The organism is Methylovorus sp. MP688, from assembly GCF_000183115.1.
Classification (GTDB): Bacteria; Pseudomonadota; Gammaproteobacteria; order Burkholderiales; family Methylophilaceae; genus Methylovorus; species Methylovorus glucosotrophus.
Genome location: NC_014733.1, coordinates 2,833,201 through 2,853,639 on the forward strand (window position 1 = coordinate 2,833,201; position 20,439 = coordinate 2,853,639).

Sequence of the window (20,439 nt, forward strand, 5' to 3'; positions counted from 1 at the left end):
CAAGGGGATACCGCTGGTATCCCCTCATTTTTTTGAAAAGCCCCCACCATGACAGCTCTCAAGAACGACACCTTCTTACGCGCACTTCTGCGGCAGCCTACCGATTACACCCCCGTCTGGATGATGCGCCAGGCTGGACGCTATCTGCCGGAATACCGTGCCACGCGCAAGAATGCCGGCAGCTTCCTGAGCCTGTGCAAAAACACCGACTTTGCCACCGAAGTCACCATGCAGCCATTGGATCGTTATCCGCTGGATGCCGCCATCCTGTTTTCCGACATCCTGACAGTCCCCGATGCGATGGGGCTGGGGCTGTATTTTGTCGAAGGCGAAGGCCCGAAGTTTGAACGCCCGGTGCGCGACGCCGCCGCGATTCACAAGCTGCATGTGCCGGACATCGCCGCTGATCTCGGCTATGTCACGGATGCGGTCAGCCAGATACGCAAAACGCTGGATGGCCGCGTACCGCTCATCGGCTTCTCCGGCAGCCCATGGACACTCGCCACCTATATGGTCGAAGGCCAGGGCGGGACCGACTTCCTCACCATCAAGAAAATGGCGTATGCCGAGCCTGCGCTACTACACCATTTGCTGGATATCACCGCGCAAACCGTCACGCTTTACCTCAATGCCCAGATTGAAGCGGGCGCTCAGGCCGTGATGATTTTTGACTCCTGGGGTGGCGCGCTCTCGCATAACGCATACCGCGAATTCTCCCTGGCTTACATGGAAAAAATTGTCGCGGGCCTGATCAAGCAACGCGACGGCAGCCCTGTGCCCAGCATCGTATTTACCAAAGGCGGCGCCCTGTGGCTGGAAGCGCAAGCGGCCATCGGTGCGGATGCATTGGGATTGGACTGGACGGTGGATATTGGTGAGGCAAGAAAGCGGGTAGGCGGCCAAGTGGCGCTGCAAGGCAATATGGACCCGGCCATCCTGCTCTCGACCCCGGAAGCGATTGAAAAGGAAGTCGCCAGCATACTGGCGAGTTACGGTCATGGTCACGGCCATGTGTTCAACCTCGGCCACGGCATCACGCAGCATACGCCCCCAGAAAATGCGGAAGCTATGATCAAGGCCGTGAAAGCCCTAAGCCCGCAGTACCACGTTTAAATCAAGAAGACGCCCTGGGTTCCTGCTAACGCGGCAATGCCGTGACAAACAAGCGCTAGAACTCCAGGGGGTCTACATCGACCGTCCAGCGCAGCTTGCTGGCTAATGGATGGGAGCGCAATTGCGGTACCAGCTGTCGCAATAATTGCTGAATCTGCAAACGGCTTTCGCCTTGCATCAGCAAGTAAGCCCGCTCCATACCCTTCAACTTTTCCATCTGCGGCCGCACGGGATCATACGTAAGCACATGCTCACTCAGCTGCCTTGCCAATACCAATGCATCATTCAGAAAATCCTGCACTAGTGAATACTGATTGGCCTCAGCACGCAGCAGGGCTAGAAAAGCATAGGGCGGAAATTGCGCCAGCTGCCGTTCCTGCAGCTGCGAATCTGCGTATGCCACATAATCGTGCTTACGCAGGGCATTGAACAGATTGTGCTCGGGGAAGGTGGTCTGTATCAGCACTTCACCTGGTTTGTCAGCCCGACCCGCCCGGCCAGAGACCTGCATCAATTGGGCAAAAAGGCGCTCCGCCGCACGAAAGTCCGGACTGAATAGGGCGCTATCGGTATCCACCACCCCCACCAGTGTCAGATTGGGAAAGTCATGGCCTTTGGCCAGCATCTGGGTGCCCACCAGGATATCAATCTCATCGGCGTGCACCGCCTGCAGGATATCTGCAAGGGCTTCCTTGCGCCGCGTGCTGTCGCGATCCACGCGTTGAATGCGTGCCGTGGGGAACAGGCGCGCCAGGGTTTCTTCCAGACGCTGCGTACCATGGCCGGTAGGGTGCAAATCGGCATTGCCACAGCTTGGGCACTGCCGCACGATTTTCTGCTCATGCCCGCAGTGATGGCATCGCAAGCGGCTCTGCCGCAGATGCACCACCAGCCGGCTGCTACAGCGGGTGCATGAGGCTATCCAGTGGCAGGCATTGCACAACAGCACTGGCGAATAGCCACGCCGATTGATGAACAGCAGGCTTTGCTCCTTGCGCTCCAGGCGTTGGCGCAGCGCTTCGATCAGAGCGGGCGATAACCCATCCTGCAATTCAATGCGATTGGTATCGATGCAACCGATACGGGGCAACTGCGATTTGGCGACAGCCCGGTTTTGCAGCGTCAGCAAGCCATATTTGCCGGTTTGCGCGTTGTGCCAGGTTTCCAGGGATGGCGTTGCCGAGCCCAGCACGATGGGCACTTTTGCCCGTTGCGCCCGCACCATGGCCACATCGCGGGCATGGTAGCGCATGCTGTCCTGCTGCTTGTAAGAGCCATCGTGCTCTTCATCCACAATCACCAGCCGCAGCTTGGGCAGAGGGGTAAATACCGACAGGCGGGTGCCCACCACGATACGAGCAATACCAGACTGGGCCAGACGCCAGTTCTGCAAGCGCTCGGCCTCGCCCAGATTGCTATGCAATGCCACCATGGGCAGATGCGGCAAACGGCTGCGAAAGCGCGCTTCCAGCTGCGGGGTCAGATTGATTTCAGGCACCAGCACTAGCGCCTGACCATCATTGTCCGCCAGCATCTGTTGCAGCCACTGCATGTAAACCTCGGTTTTGCCACTGCCGGTGATGCCATGCAGCAGCCATGCCTTGAATCCCTCGCTGGCCTGCATGCGCTTCAGGGCAGCGGTCTGGTCTTCGTTCAATGGCGGCGGCGGTACGGCGGCTGACACCGAAGCCGACAACCCTGCCAGCACTTCATCCGCTTCTACCCAGCCAGACTCCTGCAAGCCCTGCATGGCGCCGCGCCAACTGGCAGAAATCTCTGGCAACGCGCTTTCATGCAACACGCCATGCTCACCCAAGGCGGCATATAGCTTGCGCTGGATAAGCTTGCGCCGGGGTAATTGCTCAATATCGGCGGCCAGGCCCACGGCAGACAGGCGAAAAGCATATTGCTTGCGCGACACCGCAGGCTCGGTCTGGCGTAAACGCCCAGGCAAACTGGCCAGCAAAGCCTGCCCAAGGGGGTATTGGTAATAATCCGCACAAAAGCGCAACAGCGCAAAGGTATCCGGATCCAGCGGTGGTTCATCAACAAACGCCGTTTCGATCGCCTTCAGTTTGGCAGAAGGCACCTCGCTCACCGCACTCTTGCCCACCACAATGCCAATTTGCCGCCGACGGCCGAAGGGCACCACCACGCGCTGCCCTACAGCGACATCAAAGCCGCCGTCCAGGTAATCAAACAGGCTGTCGATAGGCACATCCAGTGCGACTTGCAGGATGCCCATGGGAGATGGGGTAGGGATCATTGAAACAGATATTGAATCGGGTGGTGAGCGTTGTTGGTCAATGGGTTAGAATAGCGACTTTCGTCATATTGTATAGACTTCACTCTCTTGAAAGCACATCTTACCGAATTACTGACCCAGGCCGCAAAAAGCCTGGGGGTCGATAGCGCAAGTCTTTCGATTCAGCTGGAACGCCCGAAGTCTGCCGACCACGGCGATTTTGCCACCAATCTGGCCATGATGCTGGCCAAACCTCTGCGCCAGAACCCACGCGCCATTGCGGAGAGCCTGATCCAGGCACTGCCTGCCTCTGAGTATGTTGCCAAGGTGGAAATCGCTGGCGCTGGCTTTATCAATTTCTTCCTGAATGGCCAGGCACGCCATGGCGTGATTGCGCAGATACGCGAGCAGGGTGAGCGTTTCGGCCACAATAACGCAGGGCAGCAGCGCAAGGTACAAGTGGAGTTTGTCTCGGCCAACCCCACGGGGCCATTGCATGTCGGCCACGGCCGTGGTGCGGCAGTCGGTGACTGTCTGGCACGGCTGCTGGCAGCCAATGGCTGGGATGTCACGCGCGAATTCTATTACAACGATGCTGGGGCGCAGATCGACAATCTGACCAAGTCCGTCCATGCGCGTGCGCAAGGGCTCACCCCCGAGCACCCGACTTTCCCTGAAGAAGGTTATCGCGGCGAATACATCATCGACATTGCCAAGGCTTACCTGGCAGGCGAAACCGTGGTGGCAGATGACCAGCAGGTAACTGCCAGCGGTGACGTCAATGATCTGGAATCCATACGCCGCTTTGCCGTGGCTTACCTGCGGCATGAGCAGGATCTTGATCTGCAGGCATTCCAGATCAAGTTTGATGTGTTCTCACTGGAATCCAGCCTCTATACCGAAGGCAAGGTGGAAAGCACGGTACAAGCCCTGATCAACAGTGGCCACACCTATGAGCAGGATGACGCGCTCTGGCTCAAGACCACCGACTTTGGCGACGACAAAGACCGCGTCATGCGCAAGCGTGAAGGCGGGTATACCTATTTTGTGCCTGACGTGGCCTACCACGTGGAAAAATGGAAACGTGGTTTTGAGCGCGTGATCAACGAGCAGGGCGCCGATCACCACAGCACCATTACCCGTGTGCGCGCAGGTTTGCAGGCACTCGATATCGGCATTCCGCAAGGCTGGCCAGATTATGTCCTGCACCAGATGGTGACCGTGATGCGCGGTGGCGAAGAGGTCAAACTTTCCAAGCGTGCGGGCAGCTATGTCACCCTGCGCGACCTGATCGAAGAGGTAGGCTGCGATGCCACGCGCTATTTCCTGGCTGCGCGTCGGGCCGATTCACAACTGGTATTCGACATCGATCTGGCACGGGCACAAACCAACGACAACCCGGTGTATTACATCCAGTATGCGCATGCCCGTATCTGCAGCGTGCTGGGGCAATGGGGCGGCGACGAAAGCAGCTTGGTTGGCGCAGACCTTAGCCGTCTGGATGCACCGCACGAGGCAGCGTTGCTGCAGCGTCTGGATGAGTTCAGCGATGTTGTGAAAAATGCGGCAGATGAACTGGCTCCGCACATGGTCGCCAATTACCTGAAAGAGCTGGCAAGCGATCTGCACAGCTATTACAACGCACAGCAATTCCTGGTAGAAGATAGCGCACTCAAGCTCGCCCGTATGGCTTTGATCAGCGCTACACGCCAGGTATTAAAAAATGGCCTTGATCTTCTGGGCGTGAGCGCTCCGGAAAAAATGTAAGCCATATAGAAAGCAAGCAAGGAGATAATGTGAGCAGAGATTACAAACCCCGCAGCGCCCCATCCAGCAAGAGCGGCAGCAAGTCCAAGGGCAGCCCGTTCTTTTCCGGTCTGCTGGTTGGGCTGGTTCTGGGCGTTGGCCTGTCGGTCGCAGTAGCGATCATGGTTAAAGGCAGTGACAGTCCGTTTGTCAGCCGTGCTCCGGAAAAAGCGCCAGAAGAAACCGCCAAGGCAGATACCAGCGCCTTGCCCAAGGCCGAAAAGAATGCCGATACCCCTGAAAAGCCACGCTTTGATTTCTATACCATCTTGCCTGGCAGCGAAACCCAGGTAACGGAACAGGAAATCAAGCAGAAACAGGCGGCACCAGAAGCCACCAAAGTGCAGGAAAGCTACTTCCTGCAAGTGGGCGCGTTTCAGACCGAGCAGGAAGCCGACAACATGAAGGCCAAGCTGGCCCTGCTGGGGCTGGAAGCCATCGTGCAAACCGCCACCATCCCTAACAAGGGGGTATGGCACCGCGTGCGGGTTGGCCCGTTTGCCAATGTCGACCAAATAAATAAATCCCGTGAAGAGTTGGTACAGAACGGATTTAAGGTTGACCTGATCAAAGTGAATAGCAGTACGCCTGGATAAAGCCTGTCAGCCGCAACCAGCTTAATGCGTTAGTCGATTACAACTTACATCAACAAGGATTCGAATCATGAAAAAATTCCTGGCGGCTTTGCTGCTCCTGGTTTCCACCCATGTCATGGCAGCAGACCCGCAAGCCGGCACCGATTACAACCTGACGGTGCAAAGCATCCCCAGCGATAGCAACGGCAAACTCGAAGTCATTGAGTTGTTCTGGTATGGCTGCCCGCACTGCTATCAGATGGAGCCTGCCATCAACGCCTGGGTAAAGAAGCTGCCAGCCGATGTGGTGTTCAAGCGTATCCCTGGTGTGCCACGCCCTGACTGGGCGCCCATGGCCAAAGCCTATTACGCCATGGAATCCCTGGGCGTACTGGAAAAACTGCATAGCCCTTTGTTCGAAGCCATCCACAAGCAACATGCTTTCCGTCCTGACGACGAAAAAGCCTTTGTAGACTGGCTGGTCAAGCAAAGCGGCCTGGATCGCAAGAAAGTAGAAGAGGCCTATAACTCCTTCTCCACCAACACAAAAATCATGCGCGCCATTCAGGTATTCCGTGCTTCAGGCGCAACTGGCGTTCCGACGCTGATTGTGGATGGCAAATACATCACCTCCAGCAGCATGGCCGGTGGCAATGACCAGGCTTTGCGCGTGGCTGATTTCCTGATCGCCAAGGCCAAGCAGGAACGCGGCGGCAAGTAATCAAGCCCGTGAGTTGCACGCCTTTTTCACAGCCCGCCACGGCTCCCGCCCGGCGGGCTGATACTTTAAACGTCTTCATTACAGGCGCATCCAGCGGTATCGGCATGGCGCTGGCACAGCACTATGCCGGGCTGGGGGCGACACTGGGCCTGGTGGCGCGACGCGCGGAGCCCTTGCTGGCATTCCGCGATCAGTACGCTGGCGCTTGTGAAACCTATGCGGTGGATGTGCGCGATGCTGATGCCTTGGCACATGCCGCCACTGACTTCATGAGCAAGCATGGTGTACCCGATATCGTCATTGGCAATGCCGGCGTCAGCCGGGGCACGCTCACGGCGATCAAGGAAGACAGCACGGCATTTGCCGCCGTCATGGCGATTAATGTGCAAGGCCTGGTACATACCTTTCAACCGTTTATTAGCGCCATGCAGCAGCGTGGACAAGGCCAGCTGGTGGGCATTGCCAGTGTAGCCGGAATCCGGGGCCTGCCAGGGGCAGGCGCTTACAGCGCCTCCAAAGCGGCCGCAATTGCTTATCTGGAAAGCCTGCGAATCGAAATGCTGCCGCATGGGATTGCCGTGACTACGATTGCACCAGGCTATATCCGCACCCCCATGACCGATATAAACACCTATCCCATGCCGTTTTTGATGGATGTGGACGTGGCCGCCAGTAAATTCGCGCAGGCGATTGCCGCCAGAAAACGCTTTGTGGTGATTCCCTGGCAGATGGGCTGGGTCGCGCGTTTGCTGAGAATATTGCCGTGCTGGCTGTGGGATGGCCTGATGCGCCGTGCCCCGCACAAGGCGCGGATAGACGTGGAATAAATAGGTGCAGTGATCGCCTTAACGCATGCCTAGGGCGTAGTGAGCATCAAGCGATGCCCAGCAACTCCGGCCTGAGCTGCTTTAATTCTTCCAGCAGCATCGGTTTCCCCAGGAAAAATCCTTGTGCCATGGTGCAGCCTTTTTCACGCAAAAAGGCGAGCTGACTGGCACTCTCTACCCCCTCTGCCACCAGCTCCAAGTGCAGCGCCTGGGCAATGCGGATAATCGCATTGACCAGCTCGGCCCTGTCTTGCTGCTGCACCACATCCTGCATGAACAAGCGGTCAATCTTGACCTGACGTACCGGGAACTGCCCCAGATAACTGAGCGCTGAATAGCCCGTGCAAAAATCATCGATCGCGATGGTAATACCCATGGCCTTGAAGGCATTGAGCACCGCCATGACATCGGGATTTTCTTCCAGCAGCAGACTTTCGCGGATTTCAAGCTTCACCCATGCGGGTAAACAACCGGTTTTCTCCAAGAGGCGGCTCACCGCTGCCAGCAAGTCGTTATAGAGAAACTGTCGCGCGGAAAGATTGATGGCGACGGTGAGTTTATCGTTGCGTAGCCGATTCAATTCGACGATGGCGTTAAAGGCATTTTCCAGCACCCATTCGCCAATTTCGACAATCAATCCGCTTTCTTCCGCCACCCCTATAAAATCATCCGGCGGCAACAGGCCACGCAGCGGGTGGTTCCAGCGAAGCAAAGCTTCTGCGCCCAATAGCTTGCCCGTGAGGAGATCCATCTGGGGCTGAAAATGCAGGACAAACTCGTTGTTGCGCAATGCCTGCCGCAACGACGTACCAATCGCAATGTATTCCGACGCTTTTGATCCCAGATCATGACTGTAGAACTGGTAGTTGCTCCGCCCCATGCTCTTGGCGTGATACATCGCCGCGTCGGCACATTTGTACAATGCCTCCTGATCCTCCCCATCAAGCGGATAAGTGGCAATGCCAACGCTGGTTGAGATAAACAGCTCTTTGCCCTGAATGTGGAAGGGCTGCGCAATCACCTGCACAATTTTATTGGCAATGGTGGCCAGATCGTCCGGCTTGCGTATATCGGGTAACAGAATGGCAAACTCGTCGCCACCCATGCGCGCGACGGTGTCATAGGTGCGGATGGCCATCTGCAGGCGATCCGCCGTGGCGCACAACAACTCATCGCCAACCAGGTGCCCCAGACTGTCGTTAATGCTTTTGAAATGGTCGAGATCGAGCACCATCACGCCAAACTTCTGTTTGCTCCACTGAGCCTCCATCAGCACCTGGCTGATGCGGTCATTGAACAGGGTGCGATTGGGCAGATTGGTGAGTGAATCATAGTAGGCAAGATAGTAGACTCGCTCGCGATAGGCCACCAGTTCGGTAATATCGCGCTCCACCGCCAGAATATGTTGCACCTGCCCCTGTTCATCCAGCTCCGGCACAATGCGGATATGGGAATGCCAGGTTTCTCCTTCAGGGGTAGTGCCGGTCATTTCCATGAATCCCGGCTGACCGGTAGCGACCACATCCAGTATTTTCTGTTCGTATTGAGAAAAAACAGTGCCGCCAGGGTATTCGGAAGGTTTTTTACCGAGAATGGCATCGCGCTCCATGCCCAGTTTTTCCAGTTTGCGATTATTGACGAAGATGCGCCTGGCGTCGCGGTCAAATCGGGTAATCGCATCAGGGGTATTATCAATGAGGGTGCGCAGCTCAATTTCGCGATGCACGATCTCCAGCTCGTTCAACTTGGCCTCTGTCACATCACGCGCATAGCCCACAATACCCTTCAGTTCGTCATTCACACGCACTGGCGATTTGTAGATTTCCATCCAGCGTTGGCGACCATGCTGGTCTTTCACCTGGTCCACCGCATGCCAGGGCTTGCCGCTTTCGAGCACTACCTGATCACTGGCAATATGCGCTTTGGCAATTTCCTCCGGAAAGAGATCAAAGTCGGTTTTGCCATCCACATCCCGGGTAGACGCGGCCTGCGCCCACTCGGCATAGGCCGTATTGGCTGCCAGCAGGTGACTTTGACGATCTTTCAGCCAGACCATGAAGGGGAAATTATCGATAAGTGCACGCTGATATTCATCGCGCAAACGCAAGGCATTCTCGGCGGCCCGCCGTTGCGAAATATCCCGTGTAATGCTGAGCACACTGACCACATCGCCATTTGCATCGAACTCCGGGGCTATCTGCAATGACTTGCAGACATACTGCCCATCATCGGCTACCCACTGCAATTCGATATTGCCGGGCTTGCGTGAGCGCATGATCTCTTGCAGCTGACGTTCGTATTCTGCGGGCGTCGTCCATGCCTTGCCCCACACCTCAGTGGGCTTTTTGCCCAGCGCTTGGGTTAAGGGTATGCCATACACCTCTTCATACGCCTGGCTGATAAAAATCCGACGACAGTCCCGGTCATAGCGGATAAAGATATCCGGGGCGTGCTCGACGAGATCACGAAATTTAGCCTCACTCGCTTCCAGTTGGTCCTGCAGGTTCTTGCGTGTTGAAATATCCCTGACCAGCGCGAGGTTGTAAGCGGTTCCCGCGTATTCAAAGTAATTGGCATTGATTTCTACCGGCAGGAGTTTGCCTTGCCTGGTAAGGTGCCGGCTTTCGAATGTGAGCGAAATTTCTGCTGTGAGCGCTTGCCAATGATCACGCCAGACCATTTGGTCCACAGTGGGATCAATGTCAGCGACCCTCATGGCAAGCAAATCCTGTTGACTATAGCCCAGGGTGCGACAGCATTCCTGATTGACGTAGCGGATTCGGGAGGAAGCATCGATCAGGAATATAGACTCCGTCACCTTATTGAGAGCGAAGCTCAATATGGCGGGAATATCCACCGCGTCCCCTGCATCAGTGTGTATTTCAAGCCTGCTCATGTTTAGTGCGCCACTTGCCCTGATTGTCGTTCTGCTGGCGCTCGCGCTAGCACTCTTTATTGGGCCTATCCCAATGACAAGATATTCCTGCCCTCCATCCAGGCAAACCGCGATTACCGGGGTATATGCATGCCTGATCCCGAAGATGGCGATATAAAGCCTATTCTGCTGGATGAGCCTTGGCAATACATCTGCCAATAATGATCGCGCTATAAACCAAAGTGCATCGTTTAAAGCCGGGCATATCTTATTCAGCAAGCAATCTGTATGCCGATCATTGTGAGCTGATCTGGGGAAGATGAACTAAAGCGTCCTTGATACTGGATCAACGTACGGGCAGTATTCCTGAGCTGATTGCCCAATGTTGATCCAGCATGCGAGATGAGACGGAAGCAAGCTCCGTGGTGAGACTATTCCACCGTGACGGATTTGGCCAGGTTTCTGGGTTTATCCACATCCGTGCCTTTGAGCAAGGCAGCGTGATAAGCCAGTAGCTGCACGGGGATAGTGTGAAGAATAGGGGATAGCACGCCCACATGCCGTGGCGTGCGGATGACATGCACGCCCTCACTTTCCGTGAAGTGGCTATCTGCATCGGCAAACACGAATAATTCGCCGCCGCGCGCTTTCACTTCCTGCATATTGGATTTCACCTTTTCCAGCAGCACGTCATTCGGTGCAATGACGACTACCGGCATATCGCGATCTACCAGGGCCAGTGGGCCGTGTTTCAATTCGCCGGCAGGGTAGGCCTCGGCGTGGATATAAGAGATCTCCTTGAGCTTGAGAGCGCCTTCCAGGGCGATGGGGTAATGAATGCCACGACCGAGAAACAGGGCGTGCTGCTTGTTGGCAAAGAACGTGGCCCATTCGCGGATCTGCGGCTCAAGATTAAGCGCGTACTGGACGCTGCCCGGCAAATGACGCAAAGCATCCAGATAATCCTGTTCCTGGCCGTCTGCCAGGCGACCATGCTGCTTGGCCAGCGTCACAGCCAAGGTAAACAAGGCCACCAACTGGGTGGTGAATGCCTTGGTGGAGGCGACGCCAATTTCAGCGCCTGCCCGTGTATACAGAATAAGGCGCGATGCGCGTGGGATAGCACTTTCCTGTACATTGCATATTGCCAATGTCAGCGTATGACCCAGGGTTTTGGCATGCTTCAGCGCTTCCATGGTATCCAGCGTTTCCCCTGACTGTGAAATGGTCACGATCAGCTGCTTGGGGTTGGGAACGGATCGGCGATAGCGGTATTCACTGGCGATCTCTACCGAGGTGGGGACCTGTGCAATGCTTTCCAGCCAGTACTTGGCTGTAAGTCCCGCATAATAACTGGTCCCTGCCGCCAGTATCAGTACACTCTCTACCTCGGCGAATACTTCTTCCGCTCCCTCACCAAACAGAGCAGGCGAAAAGCTGGCATCGTCTATCAGCGCTTCTATCGTATCTGTCAGCGCCCGGGGCTGTTCGTGTATCTCTTTTTGCATGAAATGCGAGAAGGGGCCCAGTTCCATGGAAGCCAGGGAAACGTCGCTCATATGAACTTTGCGGTCTACCACCTGCCCGGCGCCATCATAGATAGTCACACCATCCTCACGGATCTCGCCAACATCGCCATCTTCCAGATAGATAACGCTACGGGTCACTGACAATACCGCCGACACATCGGAAGCGATGAAGTTTTCGCCTTGACCAATACCCACCAATAATGGGCAACCCTGGCGGGCGCAAATCATCAGCTCTGGTGTGTTGATAGAGATAACGCTGATTGCAAAGGCTCCGGTTAACTCCTTTACCGCAGCCTGTACTGACGATAGTAAAGACTTACCTTGTGCATGGTGGTAATGCACCAGATGGGCAATGACTTCGGTATCTGTCTGCGATTCGAAGAGATAGCCCAAGGCGCTCAAGCGCTGACGTTGCTCATCGTGGTTTTCAATGATGCCATTGTGCACAACGGCGATTTCGCCTTTGGATACGTGCGGGTGGGCATTGGATTCAGTAACACCACCATGTGTAGCCCAACGCGTGTGCCCAATGCCTACAAAGCCGCTCAGCTGTTGCGCATTGGCTTTGTTCTGCATTTCACTCACCCGGCCCACGGCGCGTACGCGCTGTATGCCCTGATTCAGCACAGCAATACCCGCTGAATCGTATCCACGATATTCAAGCCGACTCAAGCCTTCAATCAATATTGGCACTACATTGCGTTTGGCTACTGCACCTACGATACCGCACATGACTTGCTTTCCTTGTGGTGGGTTACTTCTTGATTTTTTCCGGGCGTTTCCAGCCGCTGACCGTGACTTGGCGACCGCGCGCGACTGTGAGCTCGCCCGCTGGAGCGTCTTTGCTGATGGTAGAGCCTGCCCCTATAGTGGCGCCTGCGCCTATGGTGACGGGTGCAATCAGCTGCGAATCCGAGCCGATAAAGGCATTGTCGCCAATCACCGTGCGGAATTTGTTAACACCATCGTAATTGCAGGTAATGGTACCAGCACCGATGTTCACCTGTTTACCTACGGTGGTATCGCCTACATAGCTAAGATGATTGATTTTGCTACCCACATCGACTTGAGCGTTTTTGAGTTCAACAAAATTGCCGACATGCGTCTCGTCCTGCAGAACCGTGCCAGGACGCAGGCGCGCGTATGGGCCAATCTTGGCTTGCTTGCCGATCTCAGCGTCATCAATATGAGTAAAAGCCGCAATAGCGGTGTCAACGCCGATGCTGGCATTGCGGATAACGCAATATGGTCCAATCCGCACGCCATCGGCCAGGTGTACCTCACCCTCAAACACACAACCGACGTCAATGATAACATCACGCCCAACGCTCAGCTTCCCGCGTATATCAATTCGGGCCGGGTCGCTCAGGGTAACCCCTTGCTGCAGCAATTGCGCAGCCTGTTGCTGTTGATAACAGCGCTCAATCGCCGCCAGATCTGACTTACTGTTTATTCCTGTAATTTCTGGCTCATTGGGTGCCAATACACCACCAACAGCGATGCCTTGCTGGCTTGCCATGCCGACTATGTCGGTCAGATAGTATTCGCCTTGGGCATTGTCATTACCCAGGTTTTTCAGCCATTCCGACAATGCATGATTGTCCACTGCCATGATGCCAGTATTGATTTCATTGATTTGGCGCTGCTCTTCGCTGGCATCCTTGTGTTCAACAATCGCCACCACCTCATCCTGCGCATTCCGCACGATACGACCGTAACCTGAAGGATTAGCCTTGGCAAAGGTCAGTAAAGTCAGCTTGGCTTGATTCTTCAGCAGTTCCTGGCAAGTCTGCACGCTGATCAATGGCACATCGCCCAGCATGATCAAGGTTTTGGCTTCAGGGTCAAGAAAAGGCAGAGCCTGCATTACCGCATGGCCCGTGCCCAATTGCTCAGCCTGCTGTACCCAGTGAATGCTTTCATCACGAAACTGATCAGGCACTGCATCGCCGCCAAATCCATAGACCACCAGAATCTTGCTGGGAGAGAGTTGCTTGGCGGTTTCAATTACATGCGCCAGCATCGGTTTGCCAGCGACGGGATGCAGGACTTTAGGCAAGTCACTATGCATGCGGGTGCCTTTACCCGCGGCCAGTATGAGTATATTCAGCATGGTGGAGTGTGATTTCTGATGTTTCAAGTATAAACAAAAAAGGCAGCCAGAGGCTGCCTTTCCGTGAGCTACTCGCGTTGCTCTTTAATGCGACTTCTTGCGCAGACGCTCAATGGCATGGAGCTGTGCCATGGCTTCTGACAGTTCAGCCTGGGCGCGGGCATAATCGATTTCAGAAGCATTGTTTTTCATTGCTTCTTCTGCTGCTGCCTTGGCTTCAGCGGCCTTGGCTTCGTCCAGATCATGACCACGAATCGCAGTGTCAGCAAGGACAGTAATAATGCCAGGCTGCACTTCCAGCATGCCGCCAGAAATATAAATCGCCTGCTCTTCAGCCTCGTTTGCCACCTTGACGCGCAACACGCCAGGCTTGATCGTCGTAATCAGCGGAGTGTGGTTGGGATAAATACCAACCTCACCCAGCTTGGCAGGAGCCACCACGAATTCGGCTTCACCCGAAAAAATGGAAGCTTCTGCGCTGACGACGTCTAGATGTATTGTGGATGCCATATTTAAGTTTCCTTAAGACTAGCTTAGTTTAAGGTTTTTGCCTTTTCTACGGCTTCTTCAATCGCGCCTACCATGTAGAACGCTTGTTCTGGCAGGTGATCGTACTCACCATCCACAATCGCCTTGAAGCCCTTGATGGTGTCTTTCAGCGTTACGTATTTGCCTGGAGAACCAGTAAACACTTCAGCTACGTGGAAAGGCTGAGACAGGAAGCGCTGAATCTTACGTGCACGAGCCACTGCCAGCTTGTCTTCAGGAGACAGTTCATCCATACCCAGAATCGCGATAATGTCACGCAGTTCCTTGTAGCGCTGCAGGGTTGATTGCACAGCACGTGCCACGTTGTAGTGCTCTTCGCCCACGATCAATGGATCGAGCTGACGTGACGTGGAGTCCAACGGATCAACAGCAGGGTAGATACCCAGCGCTGCAATATCACGGGACAACACAACGGTGGAGTCCAAGTGCAAGAAGGTGGTAGCTGGGGATGGGTCAGTCAAGTCATCCGCAGGTACGTAAACGGCCTGAATCGAGGTAATGGAACCCACCTTGGTGGAGGTAATACGCTCTTGCAGGCGGCCCATTTCTTCAGCCAAGGTAGGTTGGTAACCCACAGCAGAAGGCATACGGCCCAGCAACGCGGATACTTCGGTACCAGCCAGGGTATAACGGTAAATGTTGTCAACGAAGAACAGAATGTCGCGGCCTTCGTCACGGAAACGCTCCGCCATGGTCAGACCAGTCAGCGCTACACGCAGACGGTTGCCTGGTGGTTCGTTCATCTGACCGAACACCATGCCTACCTTGTCCAGAACGTTGGAATCCTTCATTTCGTGGTAGAAGTCGTTACCTTCACGGGTACGCTCACCTACACCGGCAAACACCGACAGACCGGCGTGTTGCTTGGCGATGTTGTTGATCAGTTCCATCATGTTCACGGTCTTGCCTACACCGGCGCCACCGAACAGACCCACTTTACCGCCCTTGGCAAACGGACATACCAGGTCAATCACCTTGATACCGGTTTCCAGCAAGTCAACGGAAGGGGAGAGCTCTTCAAATGAAGGAGCCTTCTGGTGGATGGAACGACGCTCATCACACTCAATAGGACCGGCTTCATCGATAGGGCGACCCAGAACGTCCATGATACGGCCCAAAGTGCCGTGACCAACGGGAACCTGAATCTGGTTGCCGGTGCTCTTCACCTTCATGCCGCGGGACAGACCATCGCTGGAACCCATGGCAATGGTACGAACCACGCCATCACCCAGTTGTTGCTGAACTTCCAGCGTCAGACCAGCTTCTGCTGTGGAGTTCTCTTCATCTAAAACAAGTGCCTCATATACCTTAGGCATTTGGTCGCGTGGGAATTCAACGTCAACCACCGCACCAATACACTGAACAACTTTACCTTGACTCATCTTGGTATCCTCAATCTTTATCTTAATTCGTTACACCGCTGCTGCTTTAAACGGCAGCCGCACCACCGACAATTTCTGAAATTTCTTTGGTAATCGCAGCTTGGCGGGCCTTGTTGTAAACCAGTTTCAGCTCGCCGATGACGTTCTTGGCGTTGTCGGATGCGGCCTTCATCGCTACCATCCGGGCGCTTTGCTCGGATGCCATGTTTTCGGTAACAGCGTGATATACCAGCGACTCGATGTAACGCGTCAGCAACTCATCAATGACTTCACGTGCTTCAGGCTCGTAGATATAGTCCCAGTGGCCTTGTGCGGTGCCCATCTGCTCACCGTTCAATGGCAGCAATTGCTCCATGACCGGCTCCTGTTTCATCGTATTGATGAAACGCGTAAAGCAGATGTGCAACTGGTCGATTTCACCAGCCACATAGGCGTCCAGCATGACCTTGATCGTACCGATCAGCTTTTCCAGGTGAGGAACATCACCCAAGCCAGTGATATGCGACTTCACGTTGGCACCTACACGGTTCATGAAACCGAACCCTTTGTTGCCAATCGCGCTTACCGCAATACCCTTGCCAGCCGATTCCCATGCTTTCATCTGATTCAGCGACAAGCGCAGCACGTTGGTATTCAAACCACCGCACAAGCCCTTGTCCGAGCTGACCACAATCAGCCCCACATTCTTGACTTCAGCGCGCTGAATCAGAAAAGGGTGCTTGTACTCAGAGTTTGCATGAGAAAGGTGAGCCGCCACATTGCGGATCTTTTCAGCGTAAGGACGACCAGCCCGCATCCGCTCCTGCGCTTTGCGCATTTTGGATGCGGCGACCATTTCCATCGCCTTGGTGATCTTGCGTGTATTTTCAACACTCTTGATCTTGGTACGAATTTCTTTGCTACCGGCCATTGTCTCGTCTGCCTGTCTCGTGAATACTTAAATCGCCAAAGGCTTAGTAAGCATTCGTTGCTTTGAAGTCTTTAATTGCGGCTTCCACAGCCTTCTCGTCGTCACCGCCAAGATCCTGGGTAGTTTCAATCTTATCCAGCAGGTTCTTGTACTTGGACTTCAGGAAAGCATGCAAGGCGGATTCGAATGCCAGTGCACGGGCAACCGGCACGTCATCGAAGTAACCCTTGTTGGCTGCCAGCAAGGTCACGGCCATGTCAGAGATGTTGAGCGGGGCGTATTGAGCCTGCTTCATCAACTCGGTCACCAGGCGACCACGCTCGAGTTGCTTGCGAGTGGTTTCATCCAGATCGGAAGCAAACTGCGCAAACGCTGCCAGTTCACGGTATTGAGCCAGTGCCAGACGAATACCACCGCCCAGCTTCTTGATAACCTTGGTCTGCGCTGCACCACCTACGCGGGATACCGAAATACCAGCGTTGATCGCAGGACGGATACCAGCGTTGAACAGATCGGTTTCCAGGAAGATCTGACCATCGGTAATCGAAATTACGTTGGTAGGAACGAACGCGGAAACGTCACCAGCTGCAGTTTCAATGATAGGCAGAGCGGTCAGGGAACCTGTTTTGCCCTTGACTTCACCGTTGGTGAACTTCTCTACGTAATCTTCGTTCACGCGAGCTGCACGCTCAAGCAGACGGGAGTGGATGTAGAACACATCACCTGGATAAGCTTCACGGCCTGGTGGACGACGCAGCAACAGGGAAATCTGACGATAGGCCCAAGCTTGCTTGGTCAAGTCATCATACACAATCAGTGCATCCTGACCGCGGTCACGGAAGTATTCACCCATGGTGCAACCAGCGTATGGTGCCAGGAATTGCAGGGCGGCAGAGTCAGAAGCAGAAGCGGCTACAACAATGGTGTATTCCATTGCGCCGTGCTCTTCCAGCTTGCGTACCACGTTGGCGATAGTCGAAGCCTTTTGGCCGATCGCAACGTAGATACAGGTCATGTTCTGACCCTTTTGATTGATGATGGCATCAACGGCAACAGCAGTCTTGCCTGTCTGACGATCGCCAATGATCAGTTCGCGCTGACCACGGCCAACTGGCACCATGGAGTCGATAGACTTCAGACCGGTTTGTACTGGTTGCGAAACCGACTTACGGGCAATAACGCCAGGAGCAACCTTTTCAATCTTGTCTGTCAGCTTGGCATTGATGGGACCCTTGCCATCGATAGGCTGGCCCAATGCATTCACCACGCGACCAACCAGTTCAGGACCTACTGGCACCTCCAGAATGCGACCTGTACATTTGCAGATGTCGCCTTCGGTAATCTTTTCGTAGTCACCCAGAACCACGGCACCCACAGAATCACGCTCCAGGTTCAAAGCCAGACCGTATGTGTTGCCAGGGAATTCGATCATTTCACCGGCCATCACATTGGAAAGGCCATGAATACGAACGATACCATCAGTCACCGAGATAACCGTACCTTGAGTACGCGCTTCGGCACTGGTGGAGAAATTCTCTAACCTGCTCTTAATCAGCTCACTGATTTCTGATGTAGATAACTGCATAATTCTCTCCTAACCTTTCAGCGTGTAGGCCAACTGTTGTAATTGGCCACGTACGGATGCGTCTATTACCGTATCGCCGACTACAATCTTGATGCCGCCTAATAATTCCGGATCCACTTTAACGCTTGCTTCGACCTTCTTACCAAACTTGGCTTCCAGACGCTTCACCACGCCGGCAATATCGGCGTCGCTAGGTTGGGATGCGGCGGTAATTTCAGCTTCAAGCACGCCTTCATCTTGCGCTTTCAGTTCATCAAACGCAGCGGCGATGTCTGGCATGACAGCCAGGCGACGATATTCCACCAGCAGCTTGATCAGGTTAGTTACCTGGTCATCGATTTTGCCGCTGGCCACGGTCAGTACAGCCTTTTCAATATCAGCTGCATTGACCTTGGGATCATCGATATAAGCCTTCATCTGCTCATTCGCTACGACTTGCGCAACGAAATTCAGCATGTCAGACCAGTTCGCGAGTGCGTTCTTTTCCTTTGCCAAGCGGAAAGCCGCTACGGCATAAGGTCTTGCAATGGTTATCGCTTCAGCCATGATCTTCCTACAGCTCGTTAGCGATGGTGTTCAGCATGTCTGCGTGAACCTTGGCATCGATTTCCTTGCGCAGGATTTTTTCCGCACCGGCAACAGCTAATGCTGAAACCTGAGCGCGTAAACCTTCCTTCGCACGGTTAACTTCCTGATCGATTTCTGCCTTGGCACCAGCAAGGATGCGATCACCCTCAGCTTTAGCGTTGTTTTTCGCTTCTTCGATGATGTCAGTTGCACGCTTTTCAGCCTGCGCGATGATCGAAGATGCCTTCAGCTTTGCCTCTTCAACAGCAGCAGTCGAACGCTGCGTTGCGGCTTCAAGCTCTTGTTTACCACGTTCACCTGCAGCCAGACCATCCGCGATGGTCTTTTGACGCGTCTCAATAGCCTTCAAAAGAGGAGGCCAGACAAACTTCACTGTGAACCAGATCAGAATGGCAAAGGAGACGGCCTGCGCAAATAGTGTCAGGTTGATGTTCATATTTGCTCCCGAGCTGTTAGTTCAATCCGCTTATTAACTATCAAACGTTATTGAGCAACAACGGCAAGGAGTGGGTTTGCGAAAGCAAACATCATAGCCAGACCAACACCGATAATGAAAGAAGCGTCGATCAGACCCAGCAGCAGGAACACTTTACCTTGCAGAGCTGGAATCATTTCTGGCTGGCGAGCTGCACCTTCCAGGAAGCTAGCACACATGATACCGATACCTACGCAAGCGCCAGCTGCGCCAAGACCAATGATCAGACCGATACCAACACCGGTGTATGCTTGAATCATGGCTAAAAGTTGCAAGTTCTCCATTTAATTTCCTTTCGGCTTTCGAGAGTTGTAGTTGATTAAAACGTTTAAAAACTTAGTGACTTTCATGCGCCATCGAAATGTAGACAACGGTCAGCATCATGAAGATAAATGCCTGCAGCACAACGATCAGAATGTGAAAGATCGCCCAGCCAGCGCCCAGCAATGCACCAAAGAAGGTACCTGCCAAGCCCGTTGCCGCCCACATACCCAGCAGCAAGAAAATGATTTCACCCGCGTACATGTTACCGAACAGACGCAGTGAGTGAGAAAGAGGTTTGGAAATGTATTCGATGAGGTTGAACGCCAGATTGGCTGGCCAGATCAGGGGGTTGGTACCAAAGGGGGAACAGAAGAGTTCGTGTATCCAGCCCCCCAGGCCTTTGACTTTGATACTGAAGAAAATCATCAGCACCCAGACCGACAACGCGAGTGCAAATGTTGCATTGATATCGGAAGTAGGGACGCTACGCCAGTGGTCAAGGCCGATTAGATGATAAAACTTGGCCATGATGTCGACAGGCAGGAAGTCCATGGCATTCATGAACAGGACCCATACAAACACCGTCAGTGCCAGCGGCGCCAGAAATACATGACGGTTGCCGTGGAAAATACTTTTGACCTGATCATCAACGAACTCAACTGCAAGCTCAACAAATGCCTGACGCTTGCTAGGTACGCCAGAAGTAGCGCCACGCACTACCCACCAAAGGAAGCCAAACACGACCACACCCAGGATGGCTGACATGATCAGGGTATCGTAATGCAATACCCAGAAGCTGCCGTCGCCTACGGACTTGGCATTGAATGACAGATGGTGACCGATATATTCTGATGGGGTAAGTTTTTCTGCAGCCATTGCGTC

General features: G+C 54.2%; 17 protein-coding genes. 5 read left to right on the forward strand and 12 right to left on the reverse strand.

The features are described from left to right. Positions 1–48 precede the first annotated feature (48 nt). The gene (gene hemE, locus MPQ_RS13400; protein ID WP_013443507.1) at positions 49–1,113 is read left to right on the forward strand and encodes a uroporphyrinogen decarboxylase; all 1,065 of its coding nucleotides are present in this window, start codon (positions 49–51) and stop codon (positions 1,111–1,113) included. Positions 1,114–1,168: 55 nt separating this feature from the next. Here the strand turns inward: hemE and MPQ_RS13405 are convergent, their stop codons facing one another. Next, positions 1,169–3,379 carry a primosomal protein N' gene (locus MPQ_RS13405; RefSeq protein ID WP_013443508.1) on the reverse strand — a complete coding sequence of 737 codons (2,211 nt, stop codon included), beginning with the start codon at positions 3,377–3,379 and terminating at the stop codon, positions 1,169–1,171. An 87-nt stretch (positions 3,380–3,466) separates the two neighbouring features. Between MPQ_RS13405 and argS the strand changes: the two genes are divergently transcribed. The 4 genes from argS (at position 3,467) to MPQ_RS13425 (ending at position 7,287) form a co-directional block, all read left to right on the forward strand. Further along, complete coding sequence (gene argS, locus MPQ_RS13410) at positions 3,467–5,125, forward strand: arginine--tRNA ligase (RefSeq protein ID WP_013443509.1); 1,659 nt, start codon at positions 3,467–3,469, stop codon at positions 5,123–5,125. 29 nt (positions 5,126–5,154) lie between these two features. After that, complete coding sequence (locus MPQ_RS13415) at positions 5,155–5,760, forward strand: SPOR domain-containing protein (protein ID WP_013443510.1); 606 nt, start codon at positions 5,155–5,157, stop codon at positions 5,758–5,760. A 67-nt stretch (positions 5,761–5,827) separates the two neighbouring features. Then, on the forward strand, positions 5,828–6,460 hold the full coding sequence (locus MPQ_RS13420) for a thiol:disulfide interchange protein DsbA/DsbL (RefSeq protein WP_013443511.1): 633 nt from the start codon (positions 5,828–5,830) through the stop codon (positions 6,458–6,460). Positions 6,461–6,468: 8 nt separating this feature from the next. Continuing rightward, positions 6,469–7,287 (forward strand): SDR family oxidoreductase, encoded by an 819-nt coding sequence (locus MPQ_RS13425; RefSeq protein WP_013443512.1) that lies wholly within the window; start codon positions 6,469–6,471, stop codon positions 7,285–7,287. Between the two features lie 46 nt (positions 7,288–7,333). Here MPQ_RS13425 and MPQ_RS13430 read toward each other — a convergent pair whose 3' ends face one another. The 11 genes from MPQ_RS13430 to atpB form a co-directional block, all read right to left on the reverse strand. Next, the gene (locus MPQ_RS13430) at positions 7,334–10,183 is read right to left on the reverse strand and encodes a bifunctional diguanylate cyclase/phosphodiesterase (RefSeq protein WP_049821916.1); all 2,850 of its coding nucleotides are present in this window, start codon (positions 10,181–10,183) and stop codon (positions 7,334–7,336) included. 410 nt (positions 10,184–10,593) lie between these two features. Then, complete coding sequence (gene glmS, locus MPQ_RS13440; protein ID WP_013443514.1) at positions 10,594–12,423, reverse strand: glutamine--fructose-6-phosphate transaminase (isomerizing); 1,830 nt, start codon at positions 12,421–12,423, stop codon at positions 10,594–10,596. 22 nt (positions 12,424–12,445) lie between these two features. Next, positions 12,446–13,804 (reverse strand): bifunctional UDP-N-acetylglucosamine diphosphorylase/glucosamine-1-phosphate N-acetyltransferase GlmU, encoded by a 1,359-nt coding sequence (gene glmU / locus MPQ_RS13445; protein WP_041362470.1) that lies wholly within the window; start codon positions 13,802–13,804, stop codon positions 12,446–12,448. 84 nt (positions 13,805–13,888) lie between these two features. Continuing rightward, positions 13,889–14,314, reverse strand: a complete 426-nt coding sequence (locus tag MPQ_RS13450) for a F0F1 ATP synthase subunit epsilon (RefSeq protein WP_013443516.1) — start codon at positions 14,312–14,314, stop codon at positions 13,889–13,891. A gap of 23 nt (positions 14,315–14,337) precedes the next feature. Further along, positions 14,338–15,735 (reverse strand): F0F1 ATP synthase subunit beta, encoded by a 1,398-nt coding sequence (gene atpD, locus MPQ_RS13455; RefSeq protein WP_013443517.1) that lies wholly within the window; start codon positions 15,733–15,735, stop codon positions 14,338–14,340. 46 nt (positions 15,736–15,781) lie between these two features. Continuing rightward, positions 15,782–16,645 (reverse strand): F0F1 ATP synthase subunit gamma, encoded by an 864-nt coding sequence (gene atpG, locus MPQ_RS13460; protein WP_013443518.1) that lies wholly within the window; start codon positions 16,643–16,645, stop codon positions 15,782–15,784. 43 nt (positions 16,646–16,688) lie between these two features. Next, positions 16,689–18,230 (reverse strand): F0F1 ATP synthase subunit alpha, encoded by a 1,542-nt coding sequence (atpA, locus tag MPQ_RS13465; protein WP_013443519.1) that lies wholly within the window; start codon positions 18,228–18,230, stop codon positions 16,689–16,691. 9 nt (positions 18,231–18,239) lie between these two features. Then, complete coding sequence (locus MPQ_RS13470) at positions 18,240–18,776, reverse strand: F0F1 ATP synthase subunit delta (protein ID WP_013443520.1); 537 nt, start codon at positions 18,774–18,776, stop codon at positions 18,240–18,242. A 7-nt stretch (positions 18,777–18,783) separates the two neighbouring features. Then, positions 18,784–19,254 carry a F0F1 ATP synthase subunit B gene (locus MPQ_RS13475; protein WP_013443521.1) on the reverse strand — a complete coding sequence of 157 codons (471 nt, stop codon included), beginning with the start codon at positions 19,252–19,254 and terminating at the stop codon, positions 18,784–18,786. 47 nt (positions 19,255–19,301) lie between these two features. Then, positions 19,302–19,577, reverse strand: coding sequence for a F0F1 ATP synthase subunit C (atpE, locus tag MPQ_RS13785; RefSeq protein WP_015831243.1), 276 nt, complete (start codon positions 19,575–19,577; stop codon positions 19,302–19,304). Positions 19,578–19,629: 52 nt separating this feature from the next. Further along, positions 19,630–20,433: a F0F1 ATP synthase subunit A gene (atpB, locus tag MPQ_RS13485; RefSeq protein ID WP_013443523.1), complete on the reverse strand. Its 804-nt coding sequence runs from the start codon at positions 20,431–20,433 to the stop codon at positions 19,630–19,632. Positions 20,434–20,439 lie beyond the last annotated feature (6 nt).